Here is a 14784-nt window from a genome sequence, read left to right as displayed (position 1 = left end):
ATGACTACCACCGAGAACAAGGTCGCACCGCGGCTCAAGCTCCGCTACCGCGCTGAGATCAAAGACGCGCTGAACAAAGAATTCAACTTCGACAACGTCATGCAGATCCCCGGCGTGGTCAAGGTCGTCGTCAACATGGGTGTCGGTGACGCCGCCCGTGACGCGAAGCTGATCAACGGCGCGGTCAACGACCTGGCCCTGATCACCGGCCAGAAGCCCGAGATCCGCAAGGCGCGCAAGTCCATCGCACAGTTCAAGCTGCGCGAAGGCATGCCGATCGGTGCGCGCGTCACGCTGCGCGGCGACCGGATGTGGGAGTTCCTCGACCGGCTCGTTTCGGTCGCGCTGCCCCGCATCAGGGACTTCCGTGGGCTCTCGCCGAAGCAGTTCGACGGCAACGGCAACTACACGTTCGGCCTCAACGAGCAGTCGATGTTCCACGAGATCGACGTCGACAAGATCGATCGGCCACGCGGCATGGACATCACCGTTGTGACCACCGCGACCAACAACGAAGAAGGCCGTGCCCTGCTCAAGCACCTCGGCTTCCCGTTCAAGGAGAACTGAGCATGGCGAAGAAAGCCCTGGTCAACAAGGCCAACAAGAAGCCGAAGTTCGCAGTGCGTGCGTACACGCGTTGCCAGCGCTGCGGTCGCCCGCACGCTGTCTTCCGCAAGTTCGGGCTCTGCCGCATCTGCGTGCGCGAAATGGCGCACCGCGGCGAGCTGCCCGGCGTGCACAAGAGCAGCTGGTAACCGAGCAGTTCCGATAGGGCGCGGACTCCGAGTGGAGTCCGCGCCCTTTCGTGCTTTCGCAAACCTACTGTCGCCCAACCGAATCGGCGGCGCTACTGCGCTCGATTTGGCCTTGACCGGCCAGTTGCCTACACTTGAGCGGTTGCCCGGGCACAGCTGTGCCCGCTGGCGACGCGAACTCATGCCGTTCGACATCAGTCGAGCGGCCCAGCCGAATTGCTGAAGGCCCACGACCGGCGTGCCGGTGTTGCATGGGAACCGCAGCGAGAAAGGTGTCGAGGTCGAACCATGACCATGACAGATCCGATCGCAGACTTTCTGACACGTCTGCGCAACGCCAACTCGGCGTACCACGACGAGGTAAAGCTCCCGCACAGCAAGATCAAGGCGAACATCGCCGAGATCCTGAAGCGTGAGGGTTACATCGCGGACTACCGCACCGAAGATGCCGAGGTCGGCAAGACCCTCATCGTCGATCTCAAGTACGGCCCGAGCCGTGAGCGCTCGCTCGCCGGTGTGCGCCGCGTGAGCAAGCCCGGTCTCCGTGTGTACGCAAAATCCACCAATCTGCCCAAGGTCCTGGGTGGCCTCGGCGTGGCGATCATCTCCACGTCGACCGGCCTGCTCACCGACCGCCAAGCGGCCAATCAAAAGGTGGGCGGGGAAGTCCTCGCCTACGTCTGGTAGGGGGCCACCACTATGTCGCGTATTGGAAAGCTCCCCATCGCTGTCCCGGCGGGCGTTGACGTCAACATCGACGGGCAGAACGTCTCGGTCAAGGGCCCCAAGGGCACGCTCAGCCTCACTGTCGCCGAGCCCATCGTCATCGCCAAAGCGGAGAACGGCGAACTGGCCGTCACTCGGCCGAACGATGAGCGTCGCAGCCGCGCGCTGCACGGCTTGACGCGCACGCTCGTGCAGAACCTCATCATCGGTGTGACCCAGGGTTACACGCGCAAGATGGAGATTCACGGCGTCGGTTACCGCGTCGCGCTCAAGGGCAGCAACCTCGAGTTCGCGCTCGGTTACAGCCATCCGGTTCCGATCGAGGCGCCCGAAGGCATCACGTTCACTGTCGAGACGCCCACCCGCTTCTCGATCTCGGGAATCGACAAGCAGAAGGTCGGCCAGCTCGCGGCCAACATCCACCGCTTGCGGAAGCCGGACCCGTACAAGGGCAAGGGCATTCGCTACGAGGGTGAAGTTGTCCGTCGCAAGGTCGGAAAGACGGGTAAGTGATATGACCACCACAGAGAAGAAGCGCATCCCACTCGGCAAGGACGCGTCCACGTCGCGTCGGCTGTCGAAGGCCCGTCGGCACTTCCGCCTGCGCAAGAAGATCAGCGGCACCCCGGAACGCCCGCGTCTCGTTGTGCACCGCTCGTCGCGCCACATCCACGTGCAGTTGGTCGACGACGTCGCCGGCCGCACGCTGGCCGCAGCGTCGACGATCGAAGCCGATCTCCGCGCAGCAGAGGGCGACAAGAAAGCACTCAGCGCGAAGGTCGGTCAGCTGATCGCCGAGCGTGCGAAGGCTGCCGGCGTCGACACCGTGGTTTTCGACCACGGCGGCCACGGCTACCACGGCCGGATCGCGGCGCTCGCGGACGCGGCTCGCGAAGGCGGGTTGAAGTTCTGATGACCTACGCAAACAAGATCCAGTTCACGAACGGAAGGGCAGTCTGATGCCGGGACGTCAAAGGCGTGACGGCGGAAGCGGACCCGCCGGAGCAAACGGACCAAGTGCAGGCGGCGACGGCGGCCGCGACGGCCGTGGTGGCCGTGGTGGCCGTGACGGTCGCGACCAGCGCGGTGGTCAGGCCGAGAAGAGCAACCACCTCGAGCGCGTTGTCGCGATCAACCGTGTGTCGAAGGTCGTGAAGGGTGGTCGTCGCTTCAGCTTCACCGCCCTCGTGATCGTCGGTGACGGCAACGGCCTCGTCGGTGTCGGCTACGGCAAGGCGAAGGAAGTTCCCGCGGCGATTCAGAAGGGTGTCGAGGAGGCTCGCAAGAGCTTCTTCCGCGTCCCGATGATCGGCAGCACCATCGTGCACCCTGTTCAGGGCGAGGCCGCTGCCGGCGTCGTCATGCTCCGTCCGGCCAGCCCGGGTACCGGTGTCATCGCCGGTGGTGCGGCTCGTGCCGTGCTGGAGTGCGCGGGGATCCACGACATCCTCGCCAAGTCCCTCGGAAGCGACAACGCGATCAACGTTGTGCACGCAACCGTTGCGGCTCTCAAGCAGTTGCAGCGTCCCGAAGAGGTTGCCGCGCGTCGCGGTCTGCCGATCGAGGACGTCGCTCCGGCTGGCATGCTGCGCTCGCGTGCGAAGGCAGGAGCTGCAAGTCATGGCTGACCTCAAGATCACCCAGGTCAAAAGCAAGATCGGCGCAAAGCAGAATCAGCGCGACAGTCTTCGCACCCTCGGGCTGCGGGGCATCCGGCAGACGGTTACGCGCGAGGACAATGCGCAGAACCGTGGCCTGATCAACGCGGTGCGCCACCTCGTAACCGTTGAGGAGGTCTGAAAATGACCATCAAGTTGCATCATCTCCGGCCTGCGCCGGGTGCCAAGACCGAGAAGACTCGCGTCGGTCGCGGTGAAGGATCCAAGGGTAAGACCGCCGGCCGTGGTACCAAGGGCACCAAGGCTCGCAAGAACGTGTCGGCCGCCTTCGAGGGTGGTCAGATGCCGTTGCACATGCGGTTGCCGAAGCTCAAGGGCTTCACGAACCCGTTCCGGACCGAGTACCAGGTCGTCAACGTCGGCGACATCGCGACGCTGTTCCCCAAGGGCGGAACGATCGGCGTCGCGGAACTGGTCGCAGCGGGTGCGGTTCGTAAGAACCAGCTCGTGAAGGTTCTGGGCGAGGGCGAAATCACCGTTGCAGTCCAGGTGAGCGCCGACAAGTTCTCGGGTGCGGCGAAGGAAAAGATCGCCGCAGCCGGTGGCACGGCCACTGAACTGGGCAAGTAGGTAGTACCCGCGAATGGCCGTGCCGCAGCAGTTGCTGCAGCACGGCCATTCGGCAAGTAAGACCAGAGCCACTGTTAGAGTTCAAGAGTTGTCTGTCAAGACGCGGCCAACCAGCTAGCCGCGTCGCCCGCCAGGAGGATTAGTGCTTTCCGCCTTCGCGTCGGCCTTCAGGACACCGGACTTGAGGCGGAAGATCCTCTTCACGCTGGGTCTTGTGGCTTTGTACCGATTCGGTGCTTCACTGCCGTCACCAGGTGTCGATTACGGCACTGTCAAACAGTGCATCTCCGATAACCTCGGCGGTGATTCCGCTGGCATCTACCAGTTGATCAACCTGTTCTCCGGTGGCGCTCTGCTTCAGCTGTCGGTATTCGCGATCGGCATCATGCCGTACATCACCGCGAGCATCATCGTCCAGCTGCTCACCGTGGTCATTCCGCGGTTCGAGGAACTCCGCAAGGAGGGTCAGTCCGGCCAGGCGAAGATGACGCAGTACACCCGCTACCTGTCGATCGCCCTCGCGGTACTGCAGGCGACCGGTCTCGTTGCGCTCGCGTCCCGCGGTCAATTGCTCCAGGGCTGCGACAACATCATCAACGACACCAGCATCTTCGGGCTGGTCACGATCGTTCTCGTGATGACGGCTGGTGCCGCACTCGTCATGTGGTTCGGTGAGCAGATCACGGAGAAGGGCGTCGGCAACGGTATGTCGTTGCTGATCTTCGCGGGTATCGCTTCCCGTGTGCCGACCGAAGGCAAGTCGATCCTCGACGGCCAGGGTGCGCTCATCTTCGCGGTTGTCTGCGTCGCGGCATTGCTGGTCATCACCGGCGTCGTGTTCGTCGAGCAGGGCCAGCGCCGAATTCCGGTCCAGTATGCGAAGCGCATGGTCGGCCGGAAGATGTACGGCGGGTCGTCGACGTACCTGCCGTTGAAGGTCAACCAGGCGGGCGTCATCCCAGTGATCTTCGCGTCCTCGTTGCTGTACCTGCCGAACCTCATCGCGCAGCTCACGTCATCGAACACCGCTGACCCGAGTTGGTGGCAGAAGGCGATCCAGCAGTACCTCGTCAATCCGGGCAACCCTGTGTACATCGCCATCTACTTCGGCTTGATCGTCTTCTTCACGTACTTCTACGTGGCGATCACGTTCAATCCCGAGGAACGTGCCGACGAGATGAAGAAGTTCGGTGGGTTCATCCCAGGAATCCGACCAGGTCGGCCGACCGCCGATTACTTGAGCTACGTGTTGAGCCGAATTACTCTGCCGGGCTCGATTTACCTGGGGCTGGTCGCGGTACTACCGAACTTCTTCATGTCCGGTTCCGCGTCTGTCAGCAGCACGTTCGGCGGTGCCGCGGTGCTGATTCTCGTTAGCGTTTCGCTCGACACCGTCAAACAGATCGAAAGCCAGCTTATGCAGCGCAATTATGAAGGGTTCCTCAAGTGAGACTCGTACTGCTCGGACCTCCCGGTGCCGGTAAGGGGACGCAGGCCGTCCTGATTTCCGAGCGGCTCGGTGTTCCGCACATTTCCACAGGTGACCTTTTCCGGGCCAACATCAGCCAGGAAACGCCGGTCGGCCTCGAAGCCAAGAAGTTCCTCGACGCGGGCGACCTCGTGCCGAGCGAGATCACGAACCGTATGGTCGAGGCCCGCGTTGCCGAGCCGGATGCGGAGAACGGCTTCGTTCTCGACGGCTTCCCGCGCACGGTCGGTCAGGCCGAAGCGCTCGAAGGAATCTTGCAGAACATCGGAACCAAGCTCGACGCGGTGCTGTCGCTGGTTGTCGACGAAGATGTCGTGGTCGAGCGCATGCTCGCCCGTGGCCGCGCCGACGACAGCGAAGACGTGATCCGCAACCGGCTCCGGGTGTACAGCGAGGAGACCGCACCGCTGATCAAGCACTACGACGGCCTCGTCGTCACGGTCGACGGCATCGGTGAGGTCGAGGAAGTCAACGCTCGCGCGTTGGCCGCTCTCGGCCACTGACAGCGCAAGTATTCGACTATGGGATTGGGTCGCAAACGCAAGGTTGTCCCGTTCCGGACACCTGGTGAGCTCGACGCGATGGCCGCTGCCGGAGCGATCGTGGGAGCCGCTCTCGTTGCGGTCCGCGATGCGACCCGTCCCGGAGTTTCCACCCTCGAACTCGACGCGATCGCCGAGCAGGTCATCCGCGATGCCGGTGCCGTGCCCTCGTTCAAGGGCTACCACGGCTTCACCGGCTCGATCTGCTCGTCGGTGAACGATCGAGTGGTTCATGGCATTCCGTCGGCCGACGACGTTCTTGTCGAGGGCGACCTGGTGTCGATCGACTGCGGTGCGATCCTCGACGGCTGGCACGGCGACTCGGCCTGGACCTACGGTGTCGGTTCGATCATCGAGGCGGACCGGTTGCTCAGCGAGGCAACTCGGCTGTCGATGGATGCCGGTGTGGCCGCGATGGTGCCCGGCAACCGGCTGACCGACGTCTCGCACGCGATCGAGCTGGGGACTCGGGCAGCCGAGGCCGCGCACGGCCGCACGTACGGGATCGTCGACGGTTACGGCGGCCACGGCATCGGCCGCGAAATGCACATGGAACCGTTCCTCGCGAACGAAGGCGCAGCGGGCAAGGGCCCGGAGTTGGTGGTCGGATCGGTGCTCGCGATCGAGCCGATGCTCACCCTCGGGACCACGCAGACCAAGGTGCTCGACGACGACTGGACCGTGGTGACCACCGACGGCACGCGTGCCGCGCATTGGGAGCACACCGTAGCCGTCACCGAGAACGGTCCGCGCATCCTGACCGTTCGCCCCACGGACTGATCAACTTTCCAGTAGCACCGTGACCGGTCCGTCGTTGACCAGACCGACCTGCATGTGTGCGCCGAAGATCCCGGTCTCCACCTGCGCTCCGAGTTCGCGGAGTGTCTCTGCGAAGTGCGCGACCAGCGGTTCCGCGATCGGACCGGGTGCGGCGGCCGACCACGACGGTCGGCGACCCTTTGCCGTATCGGCGTACAGCGTGAACTGACTGACGACGAGTATCGGTGCCCCGGTATCGGCGGCCGATCGGGCGTCGTCGAGGATCCGCAATGTCCAGAGCTTGCCGGCGATCTTGGCGGCCGTCTCCCGGGTGTCGGTGTGCGTGACGCCGACCAACGCGACCAAACCTTGCTCGCCGGGCGCCGGATCGATGCGGCCGACTGTCTCGCCGTCGACCGTGACGGACGCCGCACTCACACGCTGAACCAGAACTCGCACGGCTGGAATCGTCGCACGGCGGGCATGAACGCGATCGGGTGCGTCGAGCTGCGCGGCGTCACTGGGCCGAGCGGGCTGTTGGCCGAGCATCGCCCGAGACCGCGCCTCGATATCCGCCCTTTCGGCGAGGCCGTTGCGACGAAACGACGACACGCCGGCGACCGCTCGTCGAGCGTGCAGCATGGCCATTTGGCCTGGTGAGAAAATGCCGGTAAAGTAGGTCGGCGGTGCGCTGTGCGTGCCGGTTGTTCGTGTGCCCAGCTCAGGGCGATCGAATTTTTACAACTGGTGCGGCTTCGTGTGCGCACCACAGTATCGGCATACGGTGCAACCAACCAGGGCTTTCGGGCCAGGATCGCGGAGGATATGGCGAAGAAAGACGGGGCCATCGAGGTCGAGGGTCGGGTTGTCGAACCCCTGCCCAATGCGATGTTCCGCATTGAGTTGGAGAACGGCCACAAGGTTCTCGCACACATCAGCGGAAAGATGCGGCAGCACTACATTCGCATCCTTCCCGAGGATCGGGTGGTCGTTGAGCTTTCGCCCTACGACCTTTCGCGTGGACGCATCGTTTACCGCTACAAGTAACCAATGCTTCTCAGGTCATCGGCCTGGGAGAAACATGTCCATCCGCAGGGGTGGACGTCGACACAGATTGGAACGACGTGAAGGTCAACCCGAGCGTCAAGCCCATCTGCGAGAAGTGCAAGGTGATCCGCCGTAAAGGGCGGGTCATGGTGATCTGCGACAACCTGCGCCATAAGCAGCGTCAGGGCTGACCTAGAGCACGAGCATCGATCGTTTGATCGGGTTTGGCACCAAAGAAGACCTCCCAGCACCATCCGCATGCAGGTGTGCGGACTACCCCCGGACCGGAGGCCGGGGCCCCACAAGAAGAGGGGACGGGCTGGGAGCAGACCTCCGCTACAAGAGAGACACAGCAACCTAATGGCACGTCTTGCTGGTGTCGATCTCCCCCGCGAAAAGCGGTTGGAAATCGCACTGACCTACATCTACGGCATCGGCCGTACCCGCTCCAAGGAAATTCTCACCGCGACAGGTGTCAGCGCGGACGTCCGCGCCAAGGACCTGTCCGATGAGGACCTCGCGAAGCTCCGCGAGTACATCGAAGAATCGCTCAAGGTCGAGGGTGACCTCCGCCGCGAGGTTCAGGCGGACATCCGTCGCAAGATCGAGATCGGCTGCTACCAGGGACTTCGCCACCGTCGTGGGCTGCCCGTACGTGGACAGCGCACCAAGACGAACGCGCGCACCCGTAAGGGCCCGAAGCGCACCATTGCCGGCAAGAAGAAGGCGAAGTAATGCCACCCAAGTCACGCGCATCCGGTCCCAAGAAGACCCAGAAGGCTCGCCGCAGGGACAAGAAGAACATCCCGCACGGCAACGCTCACATCAAGAGCACCTTCAACAACACGATCGTTTCGATCACCGATCCGGCTGGCAACGTCATCTCGTGGGCGTCGTCGGGTCACGTCGGCTTCAAGGGTTCGCGCAAGTCGACCCCGTTCGCCGCGCAGCTCGCTGCCGAGAACGCTGCCCGCAAGGCGCAGGAGCATGGCGTCAAGAAGGTCGACGTCTTCGTCAAGGGTCCCGGCTCCGGCCGTGAGACCGCGATCCGGTCGCTGCAGGCTGCCGGACTCGAAGTCGGCACGATTTCCGATGTCACTCCGCAGCCGCACAACGGCTGCCGTCCGCCCAAGCGCCGTCGCGTCTAGCGGGAAGGAAACTAAACAATGGCTCGTTATACCGGACCCATGACCCGCAAGTCGCGTCGTTTGCGTGTCGACCTCGTTGGAGGCGACCAAGCATTCGAGCGGCGTCCCTACCCGCCCGGCCAGCACGGCCGCGCGCGGATCAAGGAGAGCGAATACCTGCTCCAGCTGCAGGAGAAGCAGAAGGCACGCTTCACCTACGGCGTCATGGAGAAGCAGTTCTCCCTGTACTACAAAGAGGCGAACCGGCAGAAGGGCAAGACGGGCGAGAACCTTCTTCGTCTGCTCGAGACCCGTCTCGACAACGTCGTGTACCGGGCCGGTCTGGCCCGCACGCGTCGTCAGGCGCGTCAGCTCGTCAGCCACGGCCACTTCACCGTCAACAATGTGAAGGTAGACGTTCCGTCCTACCGCGTCTCGCAGTACGACATCGTCGACGTTCGCGAGAAGTCGCTTGCGACGCTGCCGTTCCAGATTGCGCGTGAGACCGTCGGCGACCGCCCGGTTCCCGGCTGGTTGCAGGTCATCCCGGGCCGGCTGCGGATCCTGGTTCACCAGGAGCCGGAGCGTGCCCAGATCGATGTGCCGCTGCAGGAACAGCTGATCGTCGAGTACTACTCGAAGTAAGAAAAGGCCTACGGCCCTGTGCGCGGTTAGCGAGTCCCTGGACTCTCCAACCGCGCACGGGCGCCGGAGGCGCCTAATCGTTGGGCGTCAAATAGCGGACGTCCGCAACAGAAGGAATCACACATGCTCATTTCTCAGCGCCCCACACTGACCGAAGAGGTCATCGCTGACAACCGCTCGAAGTTCACGATCGAGCCGCTCGAGCCTGGCTTCGGGTACACCCTCGGCAACTCGCTTCGCCGCACCCTGCTTTCGTCGATCCCCGGAGCCGCTGTCACCAGCATCCGCATCGACGGTGTCCTGCACGAATTCACCACTGTTCCCGGCGTGAAGGAAGACGTCACCGACGTCATCCTGAACCTCAAGTCGCTGGTCGTGAGCTCGGAAGAAGACGAGCCCGTGACCATGTACGTCCGCAAGCAGGGCCCCGGCACTGTGACCGCAGGCGACATCGTGCCCCCGGCCGGTGTGACCGTGCACAACCCGGACATGCACATCGCGACCCTGAACGACAAGGGCAAGCTCGAGATCGAGCTCGTCGTCGAGCGTGGCCGCGGCTACGTCCCGGCCGTCCAGAACAAGGCGTCGGGCGCCGAGATCGGCCGCATTCCGGTCGACTCGATCTACTCGCCCGTGCTGAAGGTGACCTACAAGGTCGAGGCAACCCGTGTCGAGCAGCGCACCGACTTCGACAAGCTGATCCTCGACGTCGAAACCAAGAACTCGATCACCGCGCGTGATGCCCTCGCTTCTGCGGGCAAGACGCTGGTCGAGCTGTTCGGTCTCGCACGCGAGCTCAATGTCGAGGCGGAAGGCATCGAGATCGGACCCTCGCCCGCCGAGGCCGATCACATCGCTTCCTTCGGCCTGCCGATCGAGGACCTGGACCTCACGGTCCGCTCGTACAACTGCCTCAAGCGTGAAGGCGTGCACACCGTGGGTGAGCTCGTCGCCCGCACCGAGTCCGATCTGCTCGACATCCGCAACTTCGGGCAGAAGTCCATCGACGAGGTCAAGGTCAAGCTGCACTCGCTCGGTCTCTCGCTCAAGGACAGCCCAGCGTCCTTCGATCCGGCAAGTGTCGCCGGATACGACGCCGCGACCGGTACTTGGAACGACGCCGATTCGGGCTCGTTCCACGACACCGACAGCAGCGACCAGGACTACGCCGAGACAGAACAGCTGTAGGGATACAGCCCTAATAGGGAGAAAAGACAAATGCCCAAGCCCACAAAGGGTCGCCGTCTCGGCGGGTCGGCGTCGCACCAGAAGGCGATCCTCGCCAACCTGGCCACCGCGCTGTTCGAGCACGACCGGATCACGACGACCGAGTCGAAGGCGAAGCGGCTGCGCCCGTACGCCGAGAAGCTTGTGACCCACGCCAAGGCAGGCACCCTCGCGCACCGTCGCGAGGTCCTGAAGGACATCCGCAACAAGGATGTCGTCCATAAGTTGTTCGCCGAGATCGGCCCGTCTTTCGCGGACCGCAACGGTGGCTACACGCGGATCATCAAGACGATCCCGCGCAAGGGCGACAACGCTCCGATGGCGATCATCGAGCTCGTCCAGGAGAAGACCGTTTCTTCGGAGGCCAGCCGCGCAACTCGTGTTGCTGCGTCGAAGAAGACGACCGAAACGCCTGACAACGTAGTTGCACAGGTCGCTGCGTCCGCCACGGACGCCGAGGTCGCCAACGCGGACGCCGTCGCCGAAGGTGTCACGGACGAATCGTCGGCGCTGTCTGCCGCCGAGACTGCCGCGCCCGAAGGCAGCCACGCACCGCTCGAAGACGGTTCGCAGCCAGAGGGTTTCCCGATCAAGGGCAACGCCGACTCGATGCTGTACCACGTGCCTGACACTCGCTTCTACAACTCGATCGTTGCCGAGATCTGGTTCGCAACTGCCGAGGCCGCGGAGGCCGCTGGTTACCAGCTGCCCCCGTCGCAGCGCGAGAAGGCTGACGACGACGCCTGAGTCGATCGCATTCGACGAGCCCGCTGTCCCCTCCGGGGGCAGCGGGCTTGTTCGTTTGCGTCTGGGCGTGTCCTATGACGGGACGGATTTCTCCGGCTGGGCCCGGCAGCCCGGGTTACGCACGGTGTGCGGCGTCCTGGAAGAGCGCCTGAGCAAGGTGTTGCGCGAAGAAGTGCAGTTGACAGTCGCCGGCAGAACCGACGCGGGGGTCCACGCCGAGGGTCAGGTCGCACACTTCGATACGACGCGCGCTCCCGACGACCTCGACAAGCTCGTGCATCGCATGGCAAAGTTTCTGCCCGCGGATGTTCGGATCACGCGAGTGTCCCTCGCGCACAACGATTTCGATGCCCGCTTTTCTGCGATCCGACGGCACTACTGCTACCGGCTGACGACTGCGAACTACGGTGCGGACCCGTTGGCCGCGCGCAGTGTGGTCGGCTGGCGGCGCGACCTCGATGTCGACGCTATGCAGACCGCGTCGAATCGATTGCTCGGTCTGCACGACTTTGCGGCGTTCTGCAAGCGTCGCGAGGGTTCTACTACCGTTCGTGAGCTGCAACGTTTCGAGTGGGAACGTTCGGGTGATCGGCTCGACGCGCACGTGAGCGCCGATGCCTTCTGCTGGTCGATGGTGCGCAGTCTCGTCGGTGCCGTGCTGGCGGTCGGGGAGGGGCGGCGCACGCCGGACTGGGTGGCTTCGCTGCTCGACGAGCGTGCGCGATCCAGTGCGGTACTCGTTGCGCCGGCCCACGGACTCAGCCTTGTCCGGGTGGACTATCCCGAGGACGCTGACTTGGCTGCGCGTAACCGGGCGACCCGCGATACGCGCGCACCGCTGACCGAAGGTTGTTGCGGCAGTTAGCGGAAGAGTTCTGCGAGGCGCTCCGGGGTCGGGGCCCACGCTGCGGGCCAGTCCGATCCGCGCAGCTGTGCATCGGTACCGCCGTCGGCAAAGATCACGCTGCCGCAGAGCAGTGACGCGCCGCTTCCGAGCAGGAATTCGATCAGCGCCGCAACCTCCTCCGCTCGGCCCGCCCGCTTCATCGGAATCGGGTAGTGGCTCAGTGCCTGTGCGAGTTGCGGATCGACCTCCGCTCCCGTTGTCATGGGCGTGTCGATCATGCCCGGCGCGACAGCGTTGAGTCTGATGCCCGCGCGCACCCACTGCGGCTGGACCGCTTCTCGCCGCACCCAGTGTGCGAGAGCGAGTTTGGAGGCCGGATAGGCGGCGATTGCCCCGGCGTTCTGCGCGAGCGAGCGCGCGTCTTCTTCGCGGTCGTCGAGGCACGCCGCGACGACGTCGTCGGGAATCATCGGTTGTGTCGTGGTGCTGCTGGACGAAATGGCAACGGCGGAAGCACTTTCGGAGCGTTCGAGTGCAGGCCGAAGACCGCGGAGTACCGCGGTCGCGCCGAAGTAGTTCACCGATACGAGAAGCTCTCCCGAATGACCTGACAAGGGTCCCAAGCCTGCGCAGCAGACCAGGCCGTCGACGACGCCGTCGCACGCATCCGCTGCGGCGGCAACCGCGTCGCTGCGACCGTCGGTTGTCGATAGATCTGCGGTGATGTCGGAGTTTCGTAGGTCGATTCCGACGACCCTGTGGCCGGACGCGGTGAGCTGCGCCGCGGTGGCCGCGCCGATTCCTGAAGCGGCACCGGTGATTACGATCGAACGAGGACGCATCGGGTTCCTTCGTAGATGGTCGGCATGCACTTGTTGCAGTGCGTGCACAGCGATTGGTGAACTATCGGTTCCCGCATACGTTCCAGCAGCTCGGGTTCGGCAAGTAATGCGCGCCCCATGGCGACGAACTCGAAGCCTTCGGTCATGGCGAGGTCCATGGTGGGCTTGTCGGCAATTCCGCCGAGCAGGATCAGCGGCATCGACAGCGCGTGCCGGAAGTGCCGAGCGCTGTCGAGCAGATATGCCGGGCGGTAGGGATATTCGCGCAGGAACGCACGGCCGCCGAGGCGTAGACCCCATTTCAGCGGTGCGGGGAACGCATTGGCGAACTCACGTCGCGGCGCGTTGCCCGTGAAGAGGTACATGGGATTGAGCAGTGAGCTCCCCGCGGTGAGTTCGAGGGCATCGAGTCCGCCGTCGGCCTCGAGCCACCGCGCAACCTGCAGCGATTCTTCGACGCGCAGCCCGCCGGGAACCCCGTCGTCCATATTGAGCTTCGCCGTGACGGCGAGCCGCCCGCCGACCGCGTCGTGGACCGCACGAGCGATCCGGCGCGCAAGCCGTGCCCGGTTCTCGAGCGAGCGGCCATAGTCGTCTCGACGGCGGTTGAGGAGGGGGCTCAGAAACGAGCTGACCAGGTAGTTGTGGCCGAAATGGATCTCGACGGCATCGAAGCCCGACTGCTCGGCGATCCGCGCGGCGTTTGCATGCACCTCGACGATTCGATCCAGGTCGGACGCGTCGGGTCGCTTGGTCAGACGCATCCCCAGTGGACTGAAGAGGCGGCTTGGGGAGAGGGCGGGCAACCGGTTCGATGCCGCATTCGCGACCGGGCCGGCGTGCCCGATCTGGGCGCTGACGGCGGCACCTTCGGCGTGGACGGCGGCCGTGAGTCGGCGTAGGCCCGGGACTGCGTCCGGACGCATCCAGATCTGATGCCGGTCCGTCCGTCCTTCGGGTGCGACCGCGCAATACGCGACCGTCGTCATGCCCACCCCGCCCGCTGCGACGCGGCGATGAAACTCGATCAGATCGTCGGTGACGAGTGCGTCGGGTGTGCGGCCCTCGAAGGTCGCGGCCTTGATCACCCTGTTGCGCAACGTGATCGGGCCTAGCTGAGCGGGGGCGAAGACGTCGGTCATGGCTGCACCGGTGCGGTGAGACCAGCGATGACGAACGTCCTCAGCGAATTTGTCGACGCAGCCGAGGGGACCCGGTCGGTGCCGAAATGCAGTAGTACCAACTCGAATGCGAACATCCAGCGCCGACCGGCTTCCTTGGCATCGAGATCGGGTTGGTTCGCGCACAGCACCGCGACCCACGAGTGGAGTTGGAACCAGTGCGAGCTCCATTCGATGTTGTCCCGGTCGAGGGCGATCTTGCCCAGCAGGCGGAGGTGGCAGCGCCCTATCGGGTCCGCCGCCAGCGCGCTGAACGGCTCGACGATCGCATCGACGTATGCGGATACGGGCGCGTCGGTTTCGGCCAAACCAGTGAGAGGTTGCCGCCACACGGGGGCGAGTCGGTCCTCGAGCAGCGCTGTCAGCAGCGCTTCGCGCGAGCCGAAGTGATAGTGGACGGCGGCGACGTTCGCATCCGCTGCGGCGCAGATCGAACGTATCGAGACGTCGTCGCCACGTTCGAGAAGCAGCATCTCCGTCGCCGCGAACAGACGGGCGCGGGTATCGGCGTCCTTGGCTGTTTTCATGGGCATATGCCGATAGAACCATAGTTGAAACATTGATTCAATCACTGATTGAAAATTGGCCGACGAATTTTGCC

23 protein-coding genes are annotated in these 14784 nt (G+C 64.1%); 19 read left to right on the top strand and 4 right to left on the bottom strand.

Features of this window, described 5'->3' with window-relative positions; all coding sequences use genetic code 11:
* The 11 genes from rplE to map all read left to right on the top strand — a co-directional run bounded on the left by rplE (window position 1) and on the right by map (window position 6541).
* Window positions 1–567 carry a 50S ribosomal protein L5 gene (gene rplE / locus JGU72_RS22745; protein WP_199686355.1) on the top strand — a complete coding sequence of 189 codons (567 nt, stop codon included), beginning with the start codon at window positions 1–3 and terminating at the stop codon, window positions 565–567.
* 2 nt (window positions 568–569) lie between these two features.
* Entirely contained in the window at window positions 570–755 is a 186-nt protein-coding gene (locus JGU72_RS22740; RefSeq protein ID WP_199686354.1) for a type Z 30S ribosomal protein S14, read from the top strand.
* Between the two features lie 288 nt (window positions 756–1043).
* Complete coding sequence (gene rpsH / locus JGU72_RS22735) at window positions 1044–1442, top strand: 30S ribosomal protein S8 (RefSeq protein ID WP_199686353.1); 399 nt, start codon at window positions 1044–1046, stop codon at window positions 1440–1442.
* Between the two features lie 12 nt (window positions 1443–1454).
* Window positions 1455–1994, top strand: coding sequence for a 50S ribosomal protein L6 (gene rplF, locus JGU72_RS22730; RefSeq protein WP_199686352.1), 540 nt, complete (start codon window positions 1455–1457; stop codon window positions 1992–1994).
* 1 nt (window position 1995) lies between these two features.
* On the top strand, window positions 1996–2394 hold the full coding sequence (gene rplR / locus JGU72_RS22725) for a 50S ribosomal protein L18 (RefSeq protein ID WP_233532841.1): 399 nt from the start codon (window positions 1996–1998) through the stop codon (window positions 2392–2394).
* Between the two features lie 46 nt (window positions 2395–2440).
* Window positions 2441–3109 (top strand): 30S ribosomal protein S5, encoded by a 669-nt coding sequence (rpsE, locus tag JGU72_RS22720; protein ID WP_199686351.1) that lies wholly within the window; start codon window positions 2441–2443, stop codon window positions 3107–3109.
* On the top strand, window positions 3102–3281 hold the full coding sequence (gene rpmD, locus JGU72_RS22715; protein WP_199686350.1) for a 50S ribosomal protein L30: 180 nt from the start codon (window positions 3102–3104) through the stop codon (window positions 3279–3281). Before rpsE ends, rpmD begins: the two co-directional genes overlap by 8 nt.
* Before the next feature lie 2 nt (window positions 3282–3283).
* The gene (rplO, locus tag JGU72_RS22710) at window positions 3284–3730 is read left to right on the top strand and encodes a 50S ribosomal protein L15 (protein WP_199686349.1); all 447 of its coding nucleotides are present in this window, start codon (window positions 3284–3286) and stop codon (window positions 3728–3730) included.
* A 142-nt stretch (window positions 3731–3872) separates the two neighbouring features.
* The gene (gene secY / locus JGU72_RS22705; RefSeq protein ID WP_199686348.1) at window positions 3873–5180 is read left to right on the top strand and encodes a preprotein translocase subunit SecY; all 1308 of its coding nucleotides are present in this window, start codon (window positions 3873–3875) and stop codon (window positions 5178–5180) included.
* On the top strand, window positions 5177–5722 hold the full coding sequence (locus JGU72_RS22700) for an adenylate kinase (RefSeq protein ID WP_199686347.1): 546 nt from the start codon (window positions 5177–5179) through the stop codon (window positions 5720–5722). Before secY ends, JGU72_RS22700 begins: the two co-directional genes overlap by 4 nt.
* Window positions 5723–5740: 18 nt before the next feature.
* Window positions 5741–6541, top strand: coding sequence for a type I methionyl aminopeptidase (map, locus tag JGU72_RS22695; protein ID WP_199686346.1), 801 nt, complete (start codon window positions 5741–5743; stop codon window positions 6539–6541).
* Here the strand turns inward: map and dtd are convergent, their stop codons facing one another.
* Entirely contained in the window at window positions 6542–6979 is a 438-nt protein-coding gene (gene dtd / locus JGU72_RS22690) for a D-aminoacyl-tRNA deacylase (protein ID WP_199686415.1), read from the bottom strand.
* A 366-nt stretch (window positions 6980–7345) separates the two neighbouring features.
* On the opposite strand from dtd, the gene infA reads away from it, so the two are divergent.
* The 8 genes from infA to truA all read left to right on the top strand — a co-directional run bounded on the left by infA (window position 7346) and on the right by truA (window position 12178).
* Window positions 7346–7567, top strand: coding sequence for a translation initiation factor IF-1 (infA, locus tag JGU72_RS22685; protein WP_003418601.1), 222 nt, complete (start codon window positions 7346–7348; stop codon window positions 7565–7567).
* Between the two features lie 77 nt (window positions 7568–7644).
* Window positions 7645–7758, top strand: coding sequence for a 50S ribosomal protein L36 (rpmJ, locus tag JGU72_RS22680; protein WP_018163500.1), 114 nt, complete (start codon window positions 7645–7647; stop codon window positions 7756–7758).
* 169 nt (window positions 7759–7927) lie between these two features.
* Window positions 7928–8302, top strand: a complete 375-nt coding sequence (gene rpsM, locus JGU72_RS22675) for a 30S ribosomal protein S13 (protein ID WP_199686345.1) — start codon at window positions 7928–7930, stop codon at window positions 8300–8302.
* Window positions 8302–8715 carry a 30S ribosomal protein S11 gene (gene rpsK / locus JGU72_RS22670; protein ID WP_199686344.1) on the top strand — a complete coding sequence of 138 codons (414 nt, stop codon included), beginning with the start codon at window positions 8302–8304 and terminating at the stop codon, window positions 8713–8715. The genes rpsM and rpsK overlap by 1 nt, the downstream gene beginning before the upstream one ends.
* A gap of 18 nt (window positions 8716–8733) precedes the next feature.
* Window positions 8734–9339 carry a 30S ribosomal protein S4 gene (gene rpsD / locus JGU72_RS22665; RefSeq protein ID WP_199686343.1) on the top strand — a complete coding sequence of 202 codons (606 nt, stop codon included), beginning with the start codon at window positions 8734–8736 and terminating at the stop codon, window positions 9337–9339.
* A 123-nt stretch (window positions 9340–9462) separates the two neighbouring features.
* Window positions 9463–10527: a DNA-directed RNA polymerase subunit alpha gene (locus JGU72_RS22660; RefSeq protein ID WP_199686342.1), complete on the top strand. Its 1065-nt coding sequence runs from the start codon at window positions 9463–9465 to the stop codon at window positions 10525–10527.
* A gap of 30 nt (window positions 10528–10557) precedes the next feature.
* On the top strand, window positions 10558–11313 hold the full coding sequence (gene rplQ, locus JGU72_RS22655) for a 50S ribosomal protein L17, sunset domain variant (protein WP_199686341.1): 756 nt from the start codon (window positions 10558–10560) through the stop codon (window positions 11311–11313).
* A gap of 4 nt (window positions 11314–11317) precedes the next feature.
* Window positions 11318–12178, top strand: coding sequence for a tRNA pseudouridine(38-40) synthase TruA (truA, locus tag JGU72_RS22650; RefSeq protein WP_199686414.1), 861 nt, complete (start codon window positions 11318–11320; stop codon window positions 12176–12178).
* On the opposite strand, the gene JGU72_RS22645 is transcribed toward truA, so the two are convergent.
* From JGU72_RS22645 to JGU72_RS22635, 3 genes are read right to left on the bottom strand one after another with little or no spacing between them, the layout of a single operon-like run.
* Window positions 12175–13002: an SDR family oxidoreductase gene (locus JGU72_RS22645; RefSeq protein WP_199686340.1), complete on the bottom strand. Its 828-nt coding sequence runs from the start codon at window positions 13000–13002 to the stop codon at window positions 12175–12177. The two genes, truA and JGU72_RS22645, sit on opposite strands and share 4 nt — an antisense overlap.
* On the bottom strand, window positions 12981–14144 hold the full coding sequence (locus JGU72_RS22640; protein ID WP_199686339.1) for an NADH:flavin oxidoreductase: 1164 nt from the start codon (window positions 14142–14144) through the stop codon (window positions 12981–12983). The genes JGU72_RS22645 and JGU72_RS22640 overlap by 22 nt, the downstream gene beginning before the upstream one ends.
* The gene (locus JGU72_RS22635; protein WP_199686338.1) at window positions 14141–14716 is read right to left on the bottom strand and encodes a TetR/AcrR family transcriptional regulator; all 576 of its coding nucleotides are present in this window, start codon (window positions 14714–14716) and stop codon (window positions 14141–14143) included. Before JGU72_RS22635 ends, JGU72_RS22640 begins: the two co-directional genes overlap by 4 nt.
* Window positions 14717–14784: the final 68 nt, after the last annotated feature.

The sequence above is a fragment of the Antrihabitans auranticaus genome, from assembly GCF_016481275.1.
Taxonomy (GTDB): Bacteria; Actinomycetota; Actinomycetes; order Mycobacteriales; family Mycobacteriaceae; genus Antrihabitans.
The sequence above is the reverse complement of the archived record's forward strand: the minus strand, read 5'-3'. Positions and strand labels throughout refer to the sequence as shown.

What these genes read in the sequence shown, in the direction of transcription:
- rpsH (WP_199686353.1), top strand. Translation starts at nt 1,044, where the DNA reads ATGACCATGACAGATCCGATCGCAGACTTTCTGACACGTCTGCGCAAC.
- JGU72_RS22635 (WP_199686338.1), bottom strand. Translation starts at nt 14,716, where the DNA reads ATGCCCATGAAAACAGCCAAGGACGCCGATACCCGCGCCCGTCTGTTC.
- rpsE (WP_199686351.1), top strand. Translation starts at nt 2,441, where the DNA reads ATGCCGGGACGTCAAAGGCGTGACGGCGGAAGCGGACCCGCCGGAGCA.
- rplE (WP_199686355.1), top strand. Translation starts at nt 1, where the DNA reads ATGACTACCACCGAGAACAAGGTCGCACCGCGGCTCAAGCTCCGCTAC.
- infA (WP_003418601.1), top strand. Translation starts at nt 7,346, where the DNA reads ATGGCGAAGAAAGACGGGGCCATCGAGGTCGAGGGTCGGGTTGTCGAA.
- JGU72_RS22660 (WP_199686342.1), top strand. Translation starts at nt 9,463, where the DNA reads ATGCTCATTTCTCAGCGCCCCACACTGACCGAAGAGGTCATCGCTGAC.
- JGU72_RS22740 (WP_199686354.1), top strand. Translation starts at nt 570, where the DNA reads ATGGCGAAGAAAGCCCTGGTCAACAAGGCCAACAAGAAGCCGAAGTTC.
- rplO (WP_199686349.1), top strand. Translation starts at nt 3,284, where the DNA reads ATGACCATCAAGTTGCATCATCTCCGGCCTGCGCCGGGTGCCAAGACC.
- rplQ (WP_199686341.1), top strand. Translation starts at nt 10,558, where the DNA reads ATGCCCAAGCCCACAAAGGGTCGCCGTCTCGGCGGGTCGGCGTCGCAC.
- map (WP_199686346.1), top strand. Translation starts at nt 5,741, where the DNA reads ATGGGATTGGGTCGCAAACGCAAGGTTGTCCCGTTCCGGACACCTGGT.
- rpsK (WP_199686344.1), top strand. Translation starts at nt 8,302, where the DNA reads ATGCCACCCAAGTCACGCGCATCCGGTCCCAAGAAGACCCAGAAGGCT.
- JGU72_RS22640 (WP_199686339.1), bottom strand. Translation starts at nt 14,144, where the DNA reads ATGACCGACGTCTTCGCCCCCGCTCAGCTAGGCCCGATCACGTTGCGC.
- rpsM (WP_199686345.1), top strand. Translation starts at nt 7,928, where the DNA reads ATGGCACGTCTTGCTGGTGTCGATCTCCCCCGCGAAAAGCGGTTGGAA.
- JGU72_RS22645 (WP_199686340.1), bottom strand. Translation starts at nt 13,002, where the DNA reads ATGCGTCCTCGTTCGATCGTAATCACCGGTGCCGCTTCAGGAATCGGC.
- rplF (WP_199686352.1), top strand. Translation starts at nt 1,455, where the DNA reads ATGTCGCGTATTGGAAAGCTCCCCATCGCTGTCCCGGCGGGCGTTGAC.
- rplR (WP_233532841.1), top strand. Translation starts at nt 1,996, where the DNA reads ATGACCACCACAGAGAAGAAGCGCATCCCACTCGGCAAGGACGCGTCC.
- rpmD (WP_199686350.1), top strand. Translation starts at nt 3,102, where the DNA reads ATGGCTGACCTCAAGATCACCCAGGTCAAAAGCAAGATCGGCGCAAAG.
- rpsD (WP_199686343.1), top strand. Translation starts at nt 8,734, where the DNA reads ATGGCTCGTTATACCGGACCCATGACCCGCAAGTCGCGTCGTTTGCGT.